Origin of the sequence: Ancylobacter sp. (assembly GCF_965229075.1) — a bacterium.
In the GTDB taxonomy this organism is placed as follows: Bacteria; Pseudomonadota; Alphaproteobacteria; order Rhizobiales; family Xanthobacteraceae; genus Ancylobacter.
Genome location: NZ_CBDDIO010000001.1, coordinates 1,165,013 through 1,184,594, shown reverse-complemented (window position 1 = coordinate 1,184,594; position 19,582 = coordinate 1,165,013). Strand labels below are relative to the sequence as shown.

At 67.0% G+C, this 19,582-nt stretch carries 17 protein-coding genes; 16 read left to right on the top strand and 1 reads right to left on the bottom strand.

Features of this window, described 5'->3' with window-relative positions; genetic code table 11:
- Positions 1-22: 22 nt before the first annotated feature.
- The 10 genes from rfbH (at position 23) to ACO07Z_RS05800 (ending at position 12,152) form a co-directional block, all read left to right on the top strand.
- On the top strand, positions 23-1,351 hold the full coding sequence (rfbH, locus tag ACO07Z_RS05845; RefSeq protein WP_421697806.1) for a lipopolysaccharide biosynthesis protein RfbH: 1,329 nt from the start codon (positions 23-25) through the stop codon (positions 1,349-1,351).
- A gap of 13 nt (positions 1,352-1,364) precedes the next feature.
- Positions 1,365-2,324: an NAD-dependent epimerase/dehydratase family protein gene (locus ACO07Z_RS05840; RefSeq protein ID WP_421697805.1), complete on the top strand. Its 960-nt coding sequence runs from the start codon at positions 1,365-1,367 to the stop codon at positions 2,322-2,324.
- The gene (locus tag ACO07Z_RS05835; RefSeq protein ID WP_421697804.1) at positions 2,321-2,743 is read left to right on the top strand and encodes a GtrA family protein; all 423 of its coding nucleotides are present in this window, start codon (positions 2,321-2,323) and stop codon (positions 2,741-2,743) included. The genes ACO07Z_RS05840 and ACO07Z_RS05835 overlap by 4 nt, the downstream gene beginning before the upstream one ends.
- A complete protein-coding gene (locus tag ACO07Z_RS05830; protein ID WP_421697803.1) occupies positions 2,740-3,741 on the top strand; it encodes a glycosyltransferase family 2 protein in 1,002 nt (333 codons plus the stop codon). The genes ACO07Z_RS05835 and ACO07Z_RS05830 overlap by 4 nt, the downstream gene beginning before the upstream one ends.
- Positions 3,738-5,501, top strand: a complete 1,764-nt coding sequence (locus tag ACO07Z_RS05825; protein WP_421697802.1) for a thiamine pyrophosphate-binding protein — start codon at positions 3,738-3,740, stop codon at positions 5,499-5,501. Before ACO07Z_RS05830 ends, ACO07Z_RS05825 begins: the two co-directional genes overlap by 4 nt.
- Positions 5,502-5,739: 238 nt before the next feature.
- Positions 5,740-7,569, top strand: a complete 1,830-nt coding sequence (locus ACO07Z_RS05820) for a hypothetical protein (protein WP_421697801.1) — start codon at positions 5,740-5,742, stop codon at positions 7,567-7,569.
- A gap of 121 nt (positions 7,570-7,690) precedes the next feature.
- Entirely contained in the window at positions 7,691-8,743 is a 1,053-nt protein-coding gene (locus ACO07Z_RS05815) for an AraC family transcriptional regulator ligand-binding domain-containing protein (protein WP_421697800.1), read from the top strand.
- Between the two features lie 75 nt (positions 8,744-8,818).
- Positions 8,819-9,817, top strand: a complete 999-nt coding sequence (locus ACO07Z_RS05810; RefSeq protein WP_421697799.1) for a formylglycine-generating enzyme family protein — start codon at positions 8,819-8,821, stop codon at positions 9,815-9,817.
- Positions 9,818-9,840: 23 nt separating this feature from the next.
- Positions 9,841-11,316 carry an arylsulfatase B gene (locus tag ACO07Z_RS05805; RefSeq protein WP_421697798.1) on the top strand — a complete coding sequence of 492 codons (1,476 nt, stop codon included), beginning with the start codon at positions 9,841-9,843 and terminating at the stop codon, positions 11,314-11,316.
- Complete coding sequence (locus ACO07Z_RS05800; RefSeq protein ID WP_421697797.1) at positions 11,316-12,152, top strand: hypothetical protein; 837 nt, start codon at positions 11,316-11,318, stop codon at positions 12,150-12,152. Before ACO07Z_RS05805 ends, ACO07Z_RS05800 begins: the two co-directional genes overlap by 1 nt.
- A gap of 8 nt (positions 12,153-12,160) precedes the next feature.
- Here the strand turns inward: ACO07Z_RS05800 and ACO07Z_RS05795 are convergent, their stop codons facing one another.
- The gene (locus ACO07Z_RS05795) at positions 12,161-12,871 is read right to left on the bottom strand and encodes a DeoR/GlpR family DNA-binding transcription regulator (RefSeq protein ID WP_421697796.1); all 711 of its coding nucleotides are present in this window, start codon (positions 12,869-12,871) and stop codon (positions 12,161-12,163) included.
- Positions 12,872-12,989: 118 nt separating this feature from the next.
- On the opposite strand from ACO07Z_RS05795, the gene deoC reads away from it, so the two are divergent.
- From deoC to ACO07Z_RS05765, 6 genes are all read left to right on the top strand, one after another.
- Positions 12,990-13,691, top strand: a complete 702-nt coding sequence (gene deoC, locus ACO07Z_RS05790) for a deoxyribose-phosphate aldolase (RefSeq protein ID WP_421697795.1) — start codon at positions 12,990-12,992, stop codon at positions 13,689-13,691.
- Between the two features lie 86 nt (positions 13,692-13,777).
- Complete coding sequence (locus ACO07Z_RS05785; RefSeq protein WP_421697794.1) at positions 13,778-14,824, top strand: autoinducer 2 ABC transporter substrate-binding protein; 1,047 nt, start codon at positions 13,778-13,780, stop codon at positions 14,822-14,824.
- A 167-nt stretch (positions 14,825-14,991) separates the two neighbouring features.
- On the top strand, positions 14,992-16,488 hold the full coding sequence (locus tag ACO07Z_RS05780) for a sugar ABC transporter ATP-binding protein (RefSeq protein ID WP_421697793.1): 1,497 nt from the start codon (positions 14,992-14,994) through the stop codon (positions 16,486-16,488).
- Complete coding sequence (locus ACO07Z_RS05775) at positions 16,488-17,459, top strand: ABC transporter permease (protein WP_421697792.1); 972 nt, start codon at positions 16,488-16,490, stop codon at positions 17,457-17,459. Before ACO07Z_RS05780 ends, ACO07Z_RS05775 begins: the two co-directional genes overlap by 1 nt.
- A 14-nt stretch (positions 17,460-17,473) precedes the next feature.
- On the top strand, positions 17,474-18,469 hold the full coding sequence (locus ACO07Z_RS05770; protein ID WP_244376546.1) for an ABC transporter permease: 996 nt from the start codon (positions 17,474-17,476) through the stop codon (positions 18,467-18,469).
- The gene (locus ACO07Z_RS05765) at positions 18,466-19,542 is read left to right on the top strand and encodes an aldose 1-epimerase family protein (RefSeq protein WP_421697791.1); all 1,077 of its coding nucleotides are present in this window, start codon (positions 18,466-18,468) and stop codon (positions 19,540-19,542) included. The genes ACO07Z_RS05770 and ACO07Z_RS05765 overlap by 4 nt, the downstream gene beginning before the upstream one ends.
- The last annotated feature ends 40 nt before the right edge of the window (positions 19,543-19,582 follow it).

The window sequence follows — 19,582 nt, the reverse complement described above, 5'->3', positions numbered from 1 at the left end:
GGACCGCAATGAGGATTGGGTGATGGTGAGCGAAACGCCGGCTGCGACCGCCGAGGAATTACGCGCGCAGATCATGGCGCTGGTCGAGGCCTATTACGACGCACGGCACGCCCCGTCGCCCTTCGCCGCCGGCCGATCGCCGGTGCCGGTTTCGGGGCGCGTGTTCGACGCCCGGGACATGCAGAGCCTCGTCGACAGCGCACTGGATTTCTGGCTCACCACCGGGCGTTTCAACGCCGCCTTTGAGGCGCGACTGGCCAAGGTGGTGCAGCGGAAACATGTGCTGACGGTGAACTCCGGTTCATCGGCCAATCTTGTGGCAGTTTCGGCGCTGACCTCGCCTTTGCTGGGGGAGCGGGCGCTGAAGCCGGGTGACGAGGTGATCACCTGCGCCACCGGCTTCCCCACGACGATCAACCCGGTGCTGCAGAACGGCCTGGTACCGGTCTTCGTGGATATCCACCTGCCGACCTACAATATCGATCCCGATCAGATCGAGGCGGCGCTCAGCGAGCGCACGCGCGCCATCGTGGTGGCCCACACGCTGGGCAATCCGTTCGACCTTGATGCGGTCATGGAGATCGCGCGCCGGCGCAATCTGTGGGTTGTCGAGGATTGCTGCGATGCGCTTGGCGCCACTTATCGCGGCCAGCCGGTCGGGACCTTCGGTGATGTCGGCACGTTGAGCTTCTATCCCGCTCACCATATCACGATGGGTGAAGGCGGCGCGGTCTTCACCGCCAATGCTCGGCTGCGTCGAGCGATGGAGTCGATCCGGGACTGGGGGCGTGACTGCTACTGTGCCCCGGGGGCGGACAACACCTGCCACAAGCGCTTCGACTGGCAGCTCGGCGACCTGCCGCATGGCTACGACCACAAGTACATCTATTCGCATGTCGGCTATAATTTGAAGATCACCGACATGCAGGCGGCCGTGGGCCTCTCGCAACTCGATCGTCTGGACGGCTTCATCGCCAGCCGCCGGCACAATTTCAACCGCCTCAAGGCCGGGCTCGCCGAGCTTGAGGACGTGTTCATTCTGCCCGAGGCCACGGCCCACTCCGATCCTTCCTGGTTCGGCTTTCCCCTTACGGTTCGGGAAGGTGCGCCTTTCGACAGACGGGCGCTGGTGATGCACCTCGACGCGCACCGCATCGGCACGCGCCAGCTTTTCGGCGGCAACTTGCTGCGCCAACCCTATATGGCGGGGCGCCCGCATCGTGCCGTCGGGTCCCTCGCCAACAGTGACATCGTGATGAACGGGACGTTCTGGGTCGGCGTCTATCCGGGGCTCGGCGATCCCGCCATCGATTACATGGTTGATACCCTCCGCAGCTTCGTGCGCGGTTAGGACGGTATCGGCCATGCGCGTCTTCATGACCGGCACCAGCGGCTTTCTCGGGCGCCCCACGGCGCGCCAGCTCGTCGCCGCCGGCCACGAGGTCGCTGCCCTGGTGCGTCCTGACACGGATCCCGCGCGCTTTGGCGATGTCGCGGACACCCTCACCCTGGTCTCGGGATCGCTTGAGGACATGGCCAGCCTGCGCGCGCCGCTTGCCGCCTTTGCGCCGGAGGTTGTCATTCACGCTGCGTGGGCGGATGTGAGCGGGGCGGGGCGGAACGCGCCGGCGCAACTGCGCAACGCCGTGGTCGCCGCCGACCTCGCCACGCTGGCGTCTGAAGTTGGCGCGGGTGCTTTCATCGGTATCGGCTCGCAGGCCGAATATGGTCCGATGACCGGTGCGGCCGACGAGACCCATCCCACCCGTCCGACCTCGCTCTATGGTGTGGCGAAGCTGGCCGCCGCGCTCGCCACGGAGCAGATTTGCCTCCGCGCCGGTTTGCGCTGGTCGTGGATAAGGCTGTTCTCCGCGTATGGCCCGCGCGACAACCCCTCCTTTCTCATCCCGACCCTGATGCGGAGCCTTCTGGCGGGTGAGTGCCCTTCCCTCACCGCCTGCACCCAGAAGTGGGATTTTCTCCACGTGGACGATGCGGCCGCTGCCATCGTGGCCGTCGCCACGACGCCGGCGGCGGCCGGACTGTTCAATCTCGGCTCGGGCGAGGCGCCGCCACTCGCAGACACGGTGTCGCTGTTGCGCGACCTCATCGATCCCGCCTTGCCGCTCGGTTTTGGCGCGCTGCCCTACCGGCCCGACCAACTCATCCATCTGCAGGCGGACATCGGTCGCCTCCACCGCGCCACCGGCTGGCGGCCGCGCCTGACGCTCGCGGAGGGGCTGTCCTCCACCCTGCGGTGGTACGGCTCGCAAGGGCGGGAGCATTCCGATGTCGGCGCGCGGAACGGACGAGGTGGACAATGAGCATGTTCCGGCATCTCGGCTGTCCCTTGACCTCGGACCCGACGCGTCAGGCGCGGCTGGTGCAATTCGTCCGCTTCGTGCTCGTCGGCGGGCTTAATACGCTGGTGGGCTATTCGCTGTTCGCGGTGCTTTTCCTGCTGTCGGGCGACCATAGGATCGCCCTGCTGGTCGCGACCGTTCTGGGTGTGCTGTTCAATTTCGTCACGACCGGCCGATTGGTCTTCGGAAACAGCCGGTGGGGCCGCCTGCCGCTGTTCGTCGGCATCTATGCTCTGACCTTCGCGCTCAATCTCGGTGCGCTCGAACTGCTGGCCGCGGCAGGCGTGGCGCCGCTGTTGGGGCAGTTGCTTGTTTTGCCTGCCGTCGTGGTTCTTTCGTTCCTAGGGAACCGTCTTGTCGTCTTCCGGGGGGCCCCATGAAAATCTCCGTCGTCACCCCGTGTTACAACGAGGAAGACAACGTCGCTGAATGCTATGCGGCCGTGCGGGCGATCTTCGACGAGCATCTGCCCGGCTATGAGCGGGAGCACATTTTCTGCGACAATGCGTCGACCGATGCGACGGGGGAGATCCTGCGCCGGTTGGCCGCTGAGGATCCGAGCGTCAGGGTCATCGTCAACGCCCGCAATTTTGGCCCGCTCCGTAACACCTATAATGGCGTCATGGCGACCTCCGGCGATGCGGTGCTCATTTTCCTGCCGGCCGATCTCCAGGATCCGCCGGAACTGTTGCCCGAGTTCGTGCGCCTGTGGGAGCAGGGCTACGAAATCGTCTATGGCATCCGGGCGACCCGCGACGAGAGCTGGTCAATGCGCACCCTTCGTCAGGTCTATTACCGCGCGCTGACGCGCTTCTCGGAGTTCGACATACCCCCGGGAGTCGGTGATTTTCAGCTGGTCGACCGACGTGTGGTGGATTCCATGCGGCGCATCGACGACACTTATCCGTTCATGCGGATGATGACGTTTGAGTGCGGCGGGCGGGCGGTGGGCGTGCCCTATCGCTGGCTGGCCCGCAAACGCGGCCTGTCGAAGAACCGCCTGTCCGCCCTGTTCGACCAGGGCATGAACGGCATCACCTCATTCACCACCGCGCCCTTGCGGATCGGGCTTTTCGCCGGCTTCGTTCTCGCCGGGCTCAGCGTCCTCTATTCGATCGTCAACCTTCTTGTCGGCCTCCTGTTTTACCAGCGGCTCGCCGAGCCCGGCATCTTCACGCTCATCGTGGCGCTGTTCTTCTTCGGTGGTGTCCAGCTGTTCTTCATGGGGCTCATCGGCGAATATGTGCTGGCGATCTATGCCCGCGTGCGCCAGAAACCCGTGGTTTTCGAGCGGGAGCGCCTCAATTTCGGTGAGGCGGCCGCCGCAGCGGGCGGGCCAAAGACAGATCAGCCGGCCAATCCGGGGAGCGTGCCATGACCGGAGCCGAGTACATCGCCGCCTTCCTCGCCAGCAAGCGCATACGCCATGTCTTCCTGATGACCGGGGGCGCCGCCACCTTCATGATCGACGCCATCGGTCGGCGCGACGACATCGACTATGTCTGCGTCCAGCATGAGCAGGCCGCGGCGATGGCGGCGGACGCGGTGTGGCGGGTGAACGGCACGGTGGGGGCGGCGATGGCCACATCGGGCCCGGGCGCCACCAATCTGCTGACGGGCATTGCCTGCTCCTATTTCGATTCCATCCCGTCGCTGCACATCACCGGACAGGTGAACCTGCGCGAGAGCCGACGGCTCGGCGGTGCCGCTCCCCGCCAGATCGGCTTTCAGGAGACGAAGATCGTCGAGATGGCCCGGCCGGTCACCAAATACGCGGTGCAGGTTCATACCCCCGAGGACCTGCGGCGGGAGCTGGAGGTCGCCTATCGCGAGGCCACGACGGGGCGCATGGGACCGGTTCTCGTCGACGTGCCGATGGACCTGCAGCAGGCCGAGATGGGTGCGTTTTCTCCCCTGCCATCACCTCCTTCGCCTCCGCCACATGAGGAGGAACTGTCCCGCATCGCCGCGACGGTGACGCGGGCGCTGGAAGGTGCGAGGCGCCCTCTTCTCTATTGGGGCGCTGGCGTCGGATTGGCCGGGGTCGAGGGGGAGGTGGAAGCGTGGGTGCGCGCGAGCGGCCTGCCCGTGGTGTCGAGCTGGGCGGGTGCCACCTATATCGACCACGATCTCCCCGGCTTCTGCGGAACGGTCGGGGTCTATGGCAACCGGGGCGGGAATCTCCTGATCCAGAATTGCGACGCCCTGCTTGTGCTCGGAAGCCGGCTCGACAACCGCCAGCGCACCGGCAACCCGGCGACCTTCGCCCCCGAGGCGCGCGTAATCGTGCTGGACGTGGATGCCGAGGAACTCGCGAAATACGCTGCGGACGGCTATGTCTGCGAGCGCCTCGATTTCAAGCACCTGCCGGCCGTCCTGCGACAGATCGCCTTGCCCGAGGCGAATAATGCGTGGCTCGACCATGTGGGGCTGATGCAGCAGCGCTATGTCGGCAAGTGCCACAGCACCTTCGCCGAGGCGAATGGCAGCCAGTCGCCCTATGAGGCGATCCGCCGGATCAATGCGCTTGTCGCGCGCGACGCGGTGGTGGTGAACGATACCGGCGCGGCCGTCTGCTGGGCGTTCCAGGCGTTTCACCGCACCGGACAGGCGCTGTTCACTGCGGGTGGCAACTCGCCCATGGGTTACGCGCTCCCCGCCGCGATCGGCGCCAAGTTGACGGCGCCGGAGCGGCAGGTGGTCTGCATGACCGGCGACGGAGGCTTTCAGGTCAATTTGCAGGAACTGCAGACCGCCGTGCATTACGGCATCGACATGACCATCATCGTCATGAACAATGCCGGCTACGGCATCATCAAGCAGTTTCAAGATGCCTATCTCGCCGGTCGCCATCACGCGACCGCGACGGGGTACAGCCAGCCGGATTTCGAGCGTATCGCAGCCGCTTACGGCATCGACTACCACCGCATCGAACGGCCCGGCGACATCCGCCCGGAGATGCTGGCTCCCAAAGGACTCCGGCTGCTCGACATCATGCTCGATCCGCACACGCCTATCGAACCCAAAGTCGAGATGGGGCGCCCGATCCATGACCAGTTTCCCTATCTCGACGATGGCGAATGGGCGGAAGGAAATGCCTTCAACCGTCACGAGCGCCGGGCGGGCGCACCGAAATAGCGGCCGGCAGGTCGCCGCAGGGTCCGTTGACCGCCTCGTCTCGCGCGGCGGCGTCCGGACAGGAATAGAGACGGATGCGCGCGGCTCTTGAACCGTACGTGTAGGAAAGGGGCGCTAAAGGCTGCTCGCAAGTCGGCTTTCACCGGTCGATACCTCCCCCGAGCCGGTCCCGATCGATGCACGGGCGTCCACTAAGTCAGCTGACGGCGGCGACAATCCATCAAGGTGTGCAGCATCCATGAAGGTGTTGATCGAGGAGCGAGAAGGCCGCGGGCGCGCGGCGACGGCCCGCCTGAAGGGTGGTTGCTTGGAGCTTTTCGCCTATCTCTGTCTGGCGGCGCTGATCTATGCGGTTGCGCTCAGATTCGTATTCCCCGGCTATTTCTCGCCGTTCTGGCCGCATCACACCGATTTCTTCATGGTCAACCATCTGCGGGCAAACCCCGTCGTGGCACTGAGGTATCTGCACGGGCAGCGCCCCATCGGGACCTATCTTTATGCATTGATCGGCAATGCACCGATGCGTGTCACAATTGGCATCATCGCTCTCGTCACCCTGCTGAACGCCGCGCTCAGCGTGGTGATCTTCCGTCGCCTTCTCGCCCTGCCAAACACAGCGGCGTTTGCGGCATCGGCGGCGCTCTACTTCTTCGTGCTGTTCACGGCGCCGGGGTTCTACATATTCTATTCGCATGACGGCATGGCGCAGCTGTCGTTCCTGCAGCTCCTGCTCGCGGGCCTCGGATTTGCCGCGCTCAAAAACCGCCATGCCGGCGGGGCCTCGTTCGCCCTCTTCGTCGGTGCGACCTATGCTTTCCTCACCAAAGAAACCTATGTTCTCACCAGCCTCAGCATAGCCTTCGCGTTTCTCGTGCTCTCCGACTGGCGGGATTGGCGCTGGCGGTTGCTGCCCGGTTTGGCGCTCGCCGCTGCCGCTCTTGTCGCCGCGGTGCTGTCGGTCCGGGCGAAATCGGTCTTTATCGGCCAGGGCGGCGGGGGGGCCTATCGTGTCGATCTGTCGCCCTTGTCCGTGGCCAGCGAATGGTGGCGTTACGCGACGACGGGCGTGAACGCGGCGCTCATCTGTGCCCTTGCGATCCTCGTGCTTGCTGCATGGTGGGGCCGGCGGTTGGAGGGGAGGGCCTCGCCGGCTTGGCTGGCTCTCGCCGCTATGGGCGCGGGTGCGTTGGCCTGGGTACCGAATGCCGCGCTGCCGGATCATTTTTTTGTCGGCTATTCATGGAGAGGGGCCTATCTGTTCTTCCTGCCCATTCTGCTACTGGCCGGTTTCGTCCAACGACGCTGGATCTGGGGAATGCTGGCCGGTGCCGTCGCCGTCATCCTCATCGCCAATCCGGTTCTCAACCGCTCCGCCTATGCGTCCGGGGGGTGGGTTCTGCAGCAGGAGGCGATGCTGAAGAACCTCTGGCTCAGCCTGGGGGAGGAGATCGACGATTTGCCGGCGGACCGCCACTCGCGCATCCTCATCACCGGCCTGGCCGCGCCCTTCGCGCCTTTCCCTTTCCCTCGCTCTCTCGACCAACTTCTCGGCGACAAGGCTGCGACCTTCTCGGTCGTCGCCTTCGTCCCGCGCGAAAACGAGGAGGGCACGCGGGCCCGTTACGTGCCACTGCTCGACAGTCCGCCTGAGGGCTATGACGAGATCTGGCTCATGCGCCGCGATGGACGGCTGGTGCGGAATCTGGCGGCTGGTGAGCTTGCGCAACTGGCCTTGCCCTCCGGCACCACGCTTGTCGAGGCACTGAATTTTCCCGAACTGCTCGACACCGAGGGCGTGAGTGCCCACGCGTGCGTCAAGGCCGGCGTGATCATGCAATACGAGGTCCCGCGACCCGCGATCGAGGCGGTCGACCAGTGCGTCGCAGCGCAGCCCGACAATCCCTATGGGTGGTTCTGGAAGGGCAAGCTGGCGCTCGGCCAAGGTGACACCGCCACCGCCGCCTCCGCTCTTCGCAATGCTGTACGGTTGGATGATCCGCACCAGCCGAACCCGTGGTTCAAGTGGCTGCTCGATCAGGTTCCCGCACCCGAAGCCGCGCCCCGGTGACGGAGCGGTCCCCTCCCTCGCCCCGCGCTAGGCAAGCGGCTAAGGAGAATGGTAGTTTCGACCGCTGCGGGGCGGAGTTGAAGCCCATCTCCGGTAGAGGACGGGCGTTGGAACCGAGCTGATGTGGGACCGGCATCCGATCCGTCTGTCTCTGCTGCACATGCTGCCGCAGGTCGCGCAGGCGCGCGGTTTGGGACTTGCGCCGCTGCTCGACCGGGCCGGCATAACAGGCGCCCTTGATGGCGAGGAGATCGTCGCGCGCGGGCAGATTGCGACCGTGCTGCGCGAGGCGGCGCGGCGGGCGGGCGAGCCGACGCTGGGCCTCACCCTCGCCGCCAGCGCCCAGCCGGCGCAGCTGGGCCTTTCCGGGCGGGCGCTGTTCTCCGGCCGTACGCTGCGCGAAAGCCTGGCCGCCCATGCCCGGCATATGCCGACACTTCAGGGCGGCGTGCGTCTCCGGCTCGATGAAGATGGCGGGCGAGCGTTCTGGCGTCACAGTTTCGCGGACAGCGATCCCGGCCACAGCGCGGTGCTCAATGACGGGGTGGCGGGTTTCATGGTTGGGGCGCTGCGCGCCGTCGCCGGCGACGAGGCCGGCCCACTGCGCGTGAGCCTTCCGCATCCGGCGCGGGCACCGGTTCGTGCCTATGAGGATGCCTTGGCTGCCGATGTCGTCTTCGGCAACGGCGAGGGGCTCGTCATCGGTTTCGACGCGGCGTGGCTCGACCGCCCCAACCCAATGTTCGGCGCCGCATGGACGCAGTTCGAAAGCGTCCCGACACCGGTCATGCTGTATGAGCGGCACGACGATGCCGCGCTGGTCGCCGCGATTGAAAGGATCATCACCGTCTCGGCGCTCGCCGGCACCCTGTCGCTGATCGATGCCGCGCGTAGCCTCGGCCTCTCGCCGCGCACGCTGCAGCGGCGTCTCGCCTCGCTCGGCCTGCGTTTCGAGGTTCTGGTCGATGAGTGGCGGCAGCGGCAGGCACGGCAGTGCCTCGCCGGGAGCCGGCTCCCCGTCGCGTCCATCGCCCGCCAGCTGGGCTACAGCGATCCCGCCCATTTCATCCGCGCCTTCCACCGCTGGGAAGGCGTGGCGCCGCTCCATTGGCGTCGGTCGATGTGGCGCGAAATGGCAATTGAGCGCGACGAGGGGGCGGTGCTAGGGTCCTGATCCGCGGTCTCTCCGGATCGCGACGCTGGCGTGACCCCGCGAGGGCGGCACCGGCGGGAAGGCAGCGGAGCCGCGATGCAGCTGACAGTTCTGGCCGAGGGGCATGCCGATGCCGAGGCGCTGACGGCACCCGGCATGGTGTGGATCCCCGCCGGTACGTTCACCATGGGCTCGGATCAGCATTATCCCGAAGAGGCGCCGGCCCACCGCGTCGGCGTCGACGGCTTCTTCATCGACACGACACCGGTCACAAACTGCGCCTTTGCCGCCTTCGTCGCCGCCACCGGCTACCGGACGCTGGCCGAACGTGCCCCCTGCCCGGCGGATTACCCCGACGCCGATCCGCGCCTGCTCGTGGCCGGCTCTCTCGTTTTCACCGCGCCTGACCATGCGGTGGGACATGAAGACTGGACGCAGTGGTGGCGCTTCGTGCCCGGGGCGGACTGGCGTCATCCGCAGGGGCCCGGCAGCACAATTGAAAGCCTTGAGGATCATCCCGTCGTCCATGTCGCGCATGAGGACGCCCTCGCCTATGCGCACTGGTGCGGCAAGCAATTGCCGAGCGAGGCGGAATGGGAGTTCGCCGCGCGCGGCGGGCTTGAGGGTGCGGAATTCGCCTGGGGCGACGCATTGGTGCCGGGCGGCGTCCACCGCGCCAATACCTGGCAGGGTGCGTTCCCGCGGGAAAACAGCGCCGAGGACGGTTATGCCGGCACCTCGCCGGTCCGCGCCTATCCCGCCAATGGCTACGGCGTGTTCGACATGATCGGCAATGTCTGGGAGTGGACCGACGACTGGTACGCCGCCAACCATGCCGCGTCCCTCCCCTCCGCAAAGGCCTGCTGCGTCTCGCGCAACCCGCGCGGCGCGCGTCGCGAGGACAGCGCCGATCCGCTGGAGGCGGGCGCATTGGCGCCGCGCAAGGTGCTGAAGGGCGGTTCGCATCTTTGCGCACCCAGCTATTGCCGGCGCTACCGCCCGGCCGCCCGCCAACCCCAGACCCTCGACACGGCCTCGGTGCATATCGGTTTCCGCTGCATCCGCCGTGTCGCCCCCGATGCCCGCCCTCTGTGACGAGCCGAAGCCGAGGAACTGCCGTGACTGATCGTGATCTCCCCCCCGCCGCGCCGGCCCGCGCGCCCAACCGCCGCGACGTTCTGGCCGGCAGCGCCGGCTTCCTGGCCGCCGTTTCCGGCCTGTCGCTGCTCTCCTCCGGGGCGCGGGCAGAGGCGGCGCCGCGCCCGCATATTCTCTACATCGTCGCCGACGATCTCGGTTTCGCCGATGTCGGCTTCCGGGGCTCCGACATCCGCACGCCAAATCTCGACGCGCTGGCGGCGACGGGAGCGACGCTGAGCCAGTTCTACACCCAGCCGATGTGCACCCCGACGCGCGCGGCGTTGCTGACCGGGCGCTATCCCCTGCGCTACGGGTTGCAGGTGGGCGTCATCCCCTCCGGGGCCAGCTACGGCCTCGCCACCGACGAATTCCTGCTGCCGCAGGCACTGAAGGAGGTCGGCTATCGCACCGCCCTGGTCGGCAAGTGGCATCTCGGCCATGCCGACCGCAAGTACTGGCCGCGTCAGCGCGGTTTCGATTATTTCTACGGGCCGCTGGTCGGCGAGATCGACCACTTCAAGCACGAGGCGCACGGCGTCACCGACTGGTACCGCGACAACACGCTGCTGAAGGAAGAGGGCTACGACACCGAGCTGTTCGGTGCCGACGCGATCCGCCAGATCGCCGGCCATGATCCGAAGACGCCGCTGTTCCTCTATCTCGCCTTTACCGCCCCGCACACGCCCTATCAGGCGCCGCAGCGCTATCTCGATGCCTATGCGGGCATCGCCGATCCCCAGCGCCGGGCCTATGCGGCGATGATCACCGCCATGGACGAGCAGATCGGCAAGGTGGTGGCGGCGCTCGACGCGCAGGGGATGCGTGACAACACGCTGATCGTGTTCCACAGCGACAATGGCGGCACGCGCGACAAGATGTTCGCCGGCGAGGGCGCGGTTGCAGGCGACCTTCCGCCCAGCAACGCGCCGCTGCGCGCGGGCAAGGGCACGCTCTATGAGGGCGGCACCCGTGTCGTCGCCCTCGCCAACTGGCCTGGACGGATCGCGCCGGGCGCAGCGGAAGGGGTGATGCATGTGGTGGACATGCTCCCCACCCTCGCCAAGCTCGCCGGCGCCAGTCTCGGCAAGGCGAAACCGCTCGATGGCGGCGATGTCTGGCAGGTACTGGCCGCAGGCCAGCCGGGACGGGCGGAACTGCTCTACAATGTCGACCCGACCCAGGGGGGGGTGCGCGAGGGCGACTGGAAGCTGGTGTGGCATGTCGCGCTGCCGCCGAAGGTCGAATTGTTCGATCTGTCGAAGGACCCGTCGGAAACCACGGACCTCTCTACCGCTCACCCGGAGAAGGTGGCGCAGCTGCAGCAGCGCGTGGTGGATTTCGCCCGCACCATGGCACCGCCGCTCTTCTACAGCGCGGCGCTCAAGGCTACGCTTTCCGCGCCGCTGGCGCAGCCCGGCGAGGCGCTCTACGAGATGGGTTTGGAGAACGATTGATGCGCGAGCCCCGTTTGCGGGTCCTTGGCCCTTCCGCCGCCGCACCGCTTCTGGGCGCGGCGCTGCTCGCCCTTGTCGGCGGCGCGCCGGCCGGCGCCGCCGATCTCGAACCGTCGCCGCCGGCGGTGAGCCTGCCCGCGCCGGTCGTCGATGCGGATACGCCCACCTTCTCCGCCACCATGTATCTCTGGGCCAGCGCGCTGCACGGCACCAGTTCCACCCTGCCACCATTGCCCGCCGCCAATATCGACCTCAGCTTCCGCGACGTGCTGCAGGACCTCAACGGCGCGGTCATGGGCTCGGGCGAAATGCGGGTGGGGCGCTGGGGCTTCCTCGCCGACCTGATGTTCACCCAGGTGACGCCCTCCGGCACCCTGCCCGGCCCCTACAACGCCGGCTTCGAAATCCGTTCGCGCAGCCTGACGCTGCAGGGCGATGTGCTCTATCGCCTCTACGAATCCGACACGCTGGACGTCGACGCCGGCGCGGGCCTGCGCTACTGGCACCTCAACAACCGGCTGACCGTCGATCCCGGCTTGTTGCCGGCGGGGCTCGAATACAGTCAGGCCGAGAGCTGGATCGATCCGGTCATCGCCGCCCGTGTGCTTGCCCAGCTTGGCGGGCCGTGGAGCCTGACGTTGGTGGGCGATATCGGCGGCTTCGATGTCGGCTCCAAGCTCACTTGGCAGGCCATCGCCACCGTGAACTACCAGTGGAACGAAAACCTCGCCCTGCGCGCCGGATACCGCGCGCTGTCGGTCGACTACCAGAACGGCGCGTTTCTCTACGACGTGCTGATGCAGGGGCCCATCATGGGTGTGACCTACCGCTTCTAGCGGCCCCGTCAGCTCTGCGCGTCCGCCTCGGTGATGAGGCGGGCGAACTGGTCGCGGCGGGCGAAGAAGGCGGGCTTGATCTTGTCGATCTTGCTGGAGTCGACGACGAGATAGGCCACCGCCGCCCGCGCCATTGCCGCCTGCTTCACCGGCACTTCATGGAAGTTGGAACAGGTGACGCCGTGTTGGGCATGGACGCCGCCGGCGGAAATGAACGCCTTGCTGATGCCGAGCCGCTCCAGGCTGCGCAGCGCCTCCTCGCCGGAAAAGCTCTGCGACGAGGCGTGAAACAGCCCGCCCAGCAGGATCAGGCTCGTGTTCGGCCGCCCCGCGAGCCGGGTGGCGATGTTCATCGCATAGGTGATGACGGTGAGCCGGCCCGTCACCGGCAAATGCTCGATCATGCGCGGCGTGGTCGTGCCGCAATCGATGAAGATCGTGTCGTCCGGCTCGACGAGACGCGCCGCCGCGCGGCCGGCCGCCTCCTTGGCCTCGGCATGGGCGTCGATTTCCGCATCGAGCCGGTAGGTTGAGGCCCGTTCGCTCCCGGCGGGCAGGATATAGCCGCCGAGATAGCTGAACAGTTCCGGCGCGCTCGCGAGATCGCGGCGCACTGTCATTTCCGACACATCGAGATGCTGGGCGGCATCGCGCAAATGCAGCACGCCCACGGCGCGCAGCCGCTCGTCCAGCCGCCGGATTCGCTCAGGTTTCTTCACGTCGCTCCCCATCCCCCACCTTCATTGGCGGTCCGCCTTGACTCGTCAAGAGTGCCGTGAAATGTTCGCAACAAATCTTGTGATAATCATAACAAAATTGATTGGGTGAAGACGTCACATGGCAGCAAACGCACCAGCCCTGCGCGATTCCCGCGCCCTGGCCGGGATCATCGACCACACCCTTCTCAAGGCGGAAGCCTCGCGCGCCGAAGTGGCGCGCTATTGCGCGGAAGCGCGCGACCATGGCTTCGCCTCGGTGTGCGTGAACGCGGTGCATGCCGGCTTCGTCGCCGATGAACTCGCCGGCACGCCGGTGAAGACCTGCGTCGTCATCGGCTTCCCGCTCGGCGCCGGCGGGGCCGAGGCCAAGGCGGCCGAAGCGCGTCTCGCCATCGCCGCCGGGGCGCAGGAGATCGACATGGTGATCGACATCGGTGCGCTGGTGGAAGGCGATCTCGCGCGCTGCCGGGCCGATCTCGCAGCCGTGCGCGACGCCACGCGCGGCGCGGTGCTCAAGGTGATCCTGGAAACTTGCCTGCTCACCGACGCCCAGAAGGAAGTCGCCTGCCGCCTCGCGCAGGAGGTCGGCGCCGATTTCGTCAAGACCTCGACCGGCTTTTCGACCGGCGGCGCCACCGTGCCCGACATCGCGCTGATGCGCCGGGTCGTCGGGCCGGAGATGGGCGTGAAGGCCTCGGGCGGGGTGCGGGACGCCGCCACCGCTTGGGCGATGGTCGACGCCGGCGCCACCCGCATCGGCGCCAGCGCCAGCATCGCCATTGTCGCGGGCGCCGCGCCTGTCGCGAACGCCGGCTACTAAGCCTTCCGGCCAATGTGCCACCGGGGGCGCGCCCCTCGGACCTTCGCCAACGCCATTAAAATCAACGAATGTCTGGGAGGACATCCATGAGAAAGACCCTGATCACCCTCGCGGCGAGCCTGTCGCTGCTGGCCGCCCCGGCCTTCGCCGATGGCGTGGTCGACACCAGCCAGGTGCCGAAGGACATCACCGCCGCCGCCACCGGCAAGAAGTTCTCCATCGCCACCGTGGTGAAGGTCGACGGCATCGCCTGGTTCGATCGCATGCGCGACGGGGTCAAGCAGTTCGGCGCCGACACCGGCATGGATGTGTGGCAGGTCGGCCCGAGCCAAGCGGACGCCGCCGCCCAGGTGCAGCTCATCGAGAACCTGATCGCCCAGGGCGTCGATGCGATCTGCATCGTGCCCTTCTCGGTCGAGGCGGTCGAGCCGGTGCTGAAGAAGGCGCGCGACCGCGGCATCGTGGTCATCGCCCATGAGGCCTCGAACCTCAAGAACGCCGACTACATTCTCGAAGCCTTCGACAACAAGGCCTATGGCGCGCAGCTGATGGAGGTGCTCGGCAAGTACACGGGCGGCAAGGGCAAGTACCTCGCCACCGTGGGCAGCCTCACCTCGCAGTCGCAGAATGAGTGGATCGACGGCGCGATCGAGTACCAGAAGAAGCACTTCCCGGACATGGCGCTCGCCACCCAGCGCCTTGAGACCTATGACGACGCCAACACCGATTATAACCGGCTGTCGGAAGCCCTCACCACCTATCCCGACGTGAACGGCATCATTGGCGGCCCGATGCCGACCTCGGCCGGCGCCGGCCGTCTGATCGCCGAGCGCGGGCTGAAGGGCAAGGTGTTCTTCTCCGGCACCGGCCTGCCTTCCGTCGCCGGCAAGTACCTCGCCGACGGCGACATTCAGTACATCCAGTTCTGGGACCCGGCGGTCGCCGGCTATGCCATGAACGAGCTCGCCGTGATGGCGCTCTCGGGCAAGAAGGACCAGATCAAGGCTGGCCTCAATCTCGGCCTCAAGGGCTACGAGAACCTCACCACCCCGGCCGGCGCCGCGCCGAACCTGCTCTATGGGCAAGGCTGGGTCGGCGTGACCAAGGAAAACATGGACCAGTACAAGTTCTGACGGCGGGCGGCGCGGGGTCCTAGAGGTCCCGCGCCGCTCCCGCAGGGCGAGCGGCGGCGGGGCGCGGACGCCCCTCCCCGGCTTGCGAAGGTCCCCCAAATTTCGCTGACAAAGGCGTGGGCGGGCGGCACTTTGTGCCGGCTTTCCCTCCCCGACGGGCGCATCCCATGGCCGTACCCCTGATCGAACTGCGCGGCGTCACCAAGCGCTTTCCCGGCATGAAGGCGCTGGACGGCGTCGATTTCGCCATCGCCCCGGCCGAAATCCTCTGCCTTGCCGGCGAGAACGGTTCGGGCAAGTCGACGCTGATCAAGATCGTTTCGGGCGTCTATGACTTTGACGAAGGCGCGCTGCTGATCGACGGCGCGCCGGTGTCCGGCTTCTCACCGCGCGCCGCCATCGCGGCCGGTGTCCAGGTCATCTATCAGGACTTCTCGCTGTTCCCGAGCCTGACCGTGGCGGAGAACCTTGCCATGGGCCGGCTGCTCAGCGAAGGGCGCCGGCTCGTCAGCCCCGCCGAGTGTCGCCGCCTCGGCGCGCAGGCGCTTGCCCGGCTCGATGTCGCCATCGCCCTCGACGCGCGGGTGGGCGATCTCTCCACCGCCGACCGGCAGATCGTCGCCATCGCCCGGGCGCTGATGAGCGAGACGCGCCTGCTGATCATGGACGAGCCGACCACGGCGCTCACCGGGCGCGAGGTGGAACGGCTCTTCACCCTGGTGCGTGAAATCCGCGCCAAAGGCATCGCCGTGCTGTTCGTCAGCCACAAGATGCGGGAGATGCTGGAGATTTCCGACCGCATCTGCGTGTTCCGCAACGGCCGCAAGGTCGAGGAAGGCCCGACGACCGATTTTACCGAGGCCCGCATCACCCGCGCCATGACCGGGCAGGATCTCGGCCATGAGCGCTATGGCTGGACGGGCGATGCGGCGGCCGAGCCGCGCCTGCGGGTGCGCGACCTCAGCGTCGGCGAGGCGGTGCGCGAGGTGTCGTTCGATCTGCGCGCCGGCGAGATTGTCAGCCTTTCCGGCCTGCTTGGCTCCGGCCGCACCGAACTCGCCCTCGCTTTGTTCGGCATGGAGCCGGAGCATCGCGGCACGGTGCTGCTCGACGGCAGGCCGCTCCGCCTCGCCAGCGTGCCGGAAGCGGTGGAGGCCGGCATCGCCTATGTGCCGGAGGACCGGCTGTCCGAAGGCCTGTTCATGAGTCAGTCCATCGCCCGCAATGTGGTGGCGAGCGCCATCGAGCGGGCGACGCGCGGGCCGTTCCTCTCCGACGACGCCATGACCGCGCTGGCCGAGCGCACCGTCGCCGACATGAAGATCGCCACCACCGATGTGGAGAAGGAGGTCGGCAAGCTCTCCGGCGGCAACCAGCAGCGCGTCATCATCGGGCGCTGGCTGCTCACCGGGCCGCGCGTGCTGATCCTGAACGGCCCCACCGTCGGCGTCGATGTCGGCTCCAAGGCCGAAATCCACCGGCGCATCCGCGAACTCGCGGTCAAGGACGGGCTGGCGGTGCTGATGATCTCGGACGACGTGCCGGAGCTTCTGCACAATTGCAACCGCATCCTCCTCATGCACCGCGGCGCGATCCTCGACGATCTCGACCCGCGCGGCCTTGAGGAGGACGACATCCATTCCCGCTTGAAGACGCTGCGCTGATGATGACCCTCGCCAAGCTGATGCGCCGCTCCGAGACGGCGGTTTTCCTCATCGTCGCCGCGATCATGGTGGTGATCGGGCTGATCAATCCCGCCTTCTGGCAGGCGGACAATCTGTTCAACCTGCTGCGCGCCAATGTCATCATCGGCATCATGGCGCTCAGCGTGCTGGTGGTGATGATCTCCGGAGGCATCGACGTGTCGTTCCCGGCCTTCGCCGCCGCCGCCATGTATCTCACCGTGCTGGCGATGAACGCCTATGGCCATGAGGGTGTGCTGCTGCCCTTCATCGGTGCGACGCTGATCGGGCTCATCTGCGGCCTCGCCAACGCCTTCTTCATTCACACCTTCCGCATGATCCCGCTGATCGTGACGCTCGGTTCCGCCTCGGTGGTTCGCGGCCTGCTGCTGGGGCTGGTCGGCACGTCGATCGTCAATATCGACCGCATGCCGCCGGCGCTGATCGCCTTCGGCCGGTCCAGCGTTGAGATTGGCGGCGCCAAGCTCTCGGTGATGGTGTTCGTCTATCTCGCCATCGCCGGCGCGGTCTGGTGGTTCCTCAGCCGCACCATGACCGGCCGCTCGATCTTCGCCTATGGCGACGATGCGGAATCGGCCAAGCGCGTCGGCTTCAACACCCGGCGCACGGTCTATGTCGCCTATGGCCTCGCCGGCGCGCTGGCGGGTTTCGCCGGCCTGCTGCACGCCTCGATGATCTGGCTGGCCAATCCGCGCGACTTCGTCGGCTATGAGCTCGACGTGATCGCCGCCGTCGTGCTGGGCGGGGCGTCGATCTTCGGCGGGCGCGGCTCGGTGCTCGGCACGCTGCTCGGCGTGTTTCTGCTGGTCCTGATCAAGAACAGCCTCATCATCATGCGCGTGGACAATACCTGGCAGGGCGTGGTCGTCGGCGGCGTCATCGTCGTCGCCACCGCGCTCACCGCCTGGCGCGACCGCAAGACGCTGGCGTGAGGGGAATGGGCACCATGGAAAAGCGTCTCGACCTTTCGCGCTTCATCAACCGCGACAACAACATCCTACAACTGGTTCTGATCACGGTCGTCATCTTCGCGGTGATGAGCTGGCTCGAACCCACAAAGTTCCTGCGCTACTACAATTTCGAGTCGATCAGCTTCATCTTCCCCGAGCTCGGCATCGTCGCCATCGCCATGATGCTGGCCATGCTCACCGGGGGCATCGACCTGTCGGTGATCGGCATCGCCAATCTCGCCGGCATCCTCGCCGGGGTGTTCTTCACCAAGCTGTTCCCTGGAGATCCCACGGCCGGCGCGGCGGGCGAGATCGCCCGTGTCGCCGCCGGGGTGATGCTGGCGCTCGGCGTCGGGCTGATCGCCGGCGCGCTGAACGGGTTGCTGATCACGCGGGCAAAGATCACCCCCATCCTCGCCACGCTGGGCACCGGCCAGGTGTTCACCGGCCTGTGCATGGTGCTGACCGGCGGGCCGGCCATTGTCGGCTTCCCCGCCTATTGGGGGCTGATCGGCAATGGCAAGCTGTTCGGCGTCGCGGTGCCGCTGCTGATCTTCGTCGCCGTCGCCATGGTGATCGCGGTGATGCTGACGCGCACCTCCTTCGGCCTCAACCTGTTTCTCATCGGCACGAACCCGCGCGCGGCGGTGTTCGCAGGGCTGAAGAGCGACCGCATGGTGCTGGCCTCCTACATGCTGAGCGGCACGCTGGCGGCGCTGGCGGGCATCATGCTCTCGGGCCGCACCAATGCGGCGAAGTCGGATTACGGCACGTCGTATCTGCTGCAGGCGGTGCTCATCTGCGTGCTCGGCGGCACCAATCCCGCCGGCGGCAAGGGCACGGTGCTCGGCATTTCCATCGCGGTCATCGCGCTGATGCTGCTGGCCTCCGGCTTCCAGATGATGCGCTTCTCCAACCATCTGATCGACTTCATCTGGGGCGGCTTCCTGCTGCTCGTCATGGTGCTGAACGCTTTCAGGAACCGCGCATGACCCGCATCCATCTCGACCGCCGCAGCTTCGGCGACACGGAACGGCTCGCTGTCGAGCATGAGGGCCTGACCGCCAGCCTGTTCCGCTACCCAACCGGGGTGGAGGCGGTCCGGCTCGCCAATGCACGTGGCGCGCTGGTGGTGCTGCCCTATCTCGGGCAGATGATCTGGTCCGCCGCTTTCGACGGCGTCGACCTGACCATGCGCAGCATGTTCAGGGCGCCGCGCCCGGCGCGCACCATCGCCGAAACCTATGGCTGCTTCGCCTTCCATTCCGGCCTGCTGCGCAACGGCGTGCCCGGCCCGACCGACACCCATCCCGCCCATGGCGAGATGCCGTGCGCGCCGATGGACCGTGCCGGCATCGAGGTGGGCACGGGCGCGCGCGGGCCGTGGATGCGGCTGTTCGGCGCCTATGAATACGCGATGGGCTTCGGCGCCCATTACATGGCCCGGCCGAGCGTGACGCTGCACGCCGCTGACGCCCGCTTCGACATGGCGATGGAGGTGACCAACCTCTCCGCCGGCGACGCGATGGACCTCATGTATATGGCGCATGTGAACTACGCCTTCGTCGAGGGCGGCGAAATCCTGCAGCAGGCGCCCTTCGACGCCGCGCACACCGTCGTCCGGCGGGCGGTTCCGGCCCATGTCACGCCGAACCCGGCCTATCTCGCCCGCATCGAGGCGCTGGCGGCGGCCCCCTCCGGCAGCCGCGTGATCCGCCAGGCGGACGGCTTCGACCCGGAGCAGGTGTTCTATCTCAACGGTCTCGCCACCGATGCGCAGGGCGCGACGACGATGCTGCTGCGCCGCCCGGAGGGTGACGCCTTCCTCGCCCGCTACCGGGCGGCGGACTTCCCCAAGACCGTGCGCTGGATTCTGGCCGGGCACGACCAGTCGGTCTGCGCGTTCGCCCTCCCCGCCACCTGCGAGCCCGAGGGCTACGCGGCGGAGGCCGCCAAGGGCAATGTCATCCGCCTGAAGGCCGGTGCCACGGCGCGCTACAGCGTCGAGCTTGGCCATCTCGACGCGGCCGAATGCGCCGCGCTCGCGCCGGGGCTCGGCGGTTGAAACGGAAATGACCGTCCCGGCAGGGGACGGCGGGAGAGGT

Bases quoted from the DNA above. Each gene is read 5' to 3' on its own strand.
- rfbH (WP_421697806.1), top strand. From the start codon at position 23: ATGGTGAGCGAAACGCCGGCTGCGACCGCCGAGGAATTACGCGCGCAG.
- ACO07Z_RS05840 (WP_421697805.1), top strand. From the start codon at position 1,365: ATGCGCGTCTTCATGACCGGCACCAGCGGCTTTCTCGGGCGCCCCACG.
- ACO07Z_RS05835 (WP_421697804.1), top strand. From the start codon at position 2,321: ATGAGCATGTTCCGGCATCTCGGCTGTCCCTTGACCTCGGACCCGACG.
- ACO07Z_RS05830 (WP_421697803.1), top strand. From the start codon at position 2,740: ATGAAAATCTCCGTCGTCACCCCGTGTTACAACGAGGAAGACAACGTC.
- ACO07Z_RS05825 (WP_421697802.1), top strand. From the start codon at position 3,738: ATGACCGGAGCCGAGTACATCGCCGCCTTCCTCGCCAGCAAGCGCATA.
- ACO07Z_RS05820 (WP_421697801.1), top strand. From the start codon at position 5,740: ATGAAGGTGTTGATCGAGGAGCGAGAAGGCCGCGGGCGCGCGGCGACG.
- ACO07Z_RS05815 (WP_421697800.1), top strand. From the start codon at position 7,691: ATGTGGGACCGGCATCCGATCCGTCTGTCTCTGCTGCACATGCTGCCG.
- ACO07Z_RS05810 (WP_421697799.1), top strand. From the start codon at position 8,819: ATGCAGCTGACAGTTCTGGCCGAGGGGCATGCCGATGCCGAGGCGCTG.
- ACO07Z_RS05800 (WP_421697797.1), top strand. From the start codon at position 11,316: ATGCGCGAGCCCCGTTTGCGGGTCCTTGGCCCTTCCGCCGCCGCACCG.
- deoC (WP_421697795.1), top strand. From the start codon at position 12,990: ATGGCAGCAAACGCACCAGCCCTGCGCGATTCCCGCGCCCTGGCCGGG.
- ACO07Z_RS05785 (WP_421697794.1), top strand. From the start codon at position 13,778: ATGAGAAAGACCCTGATCACCCTCGCGGCGAGCCTGTCGCTGCTGGCC.
- ACO07Z_RS05780 (WP_421697793.1), top strand. From the start codon at position 14,992: ATGGCCGTACCCCTGATCGAACTGCGCGGCGTCACCAAGCGCTTTCCC.
- ACO07Z_RS05775 (WP_421697792.1), top strand. From the start codon at position 16,488: ATGATGACCCTCGCCAAGCTGATGCGCCGCTCCGAGACGGCGGTTTTC.
- ACO07Z_RS05770 (WP_244376546.1), top strand. From the start codon at position 17,474: ATGGAAAAGCGTCTCGACCTTTCGCGCTTCATCAACCGCGACAACAAC.
- ACO07Z_RS05765 (WP_421697791.1), top strand. From the start codon at position 18,466: ATGACCCGCATCCATCTCGACCGCCGCAGCTTCGGCGACACGGAACGG.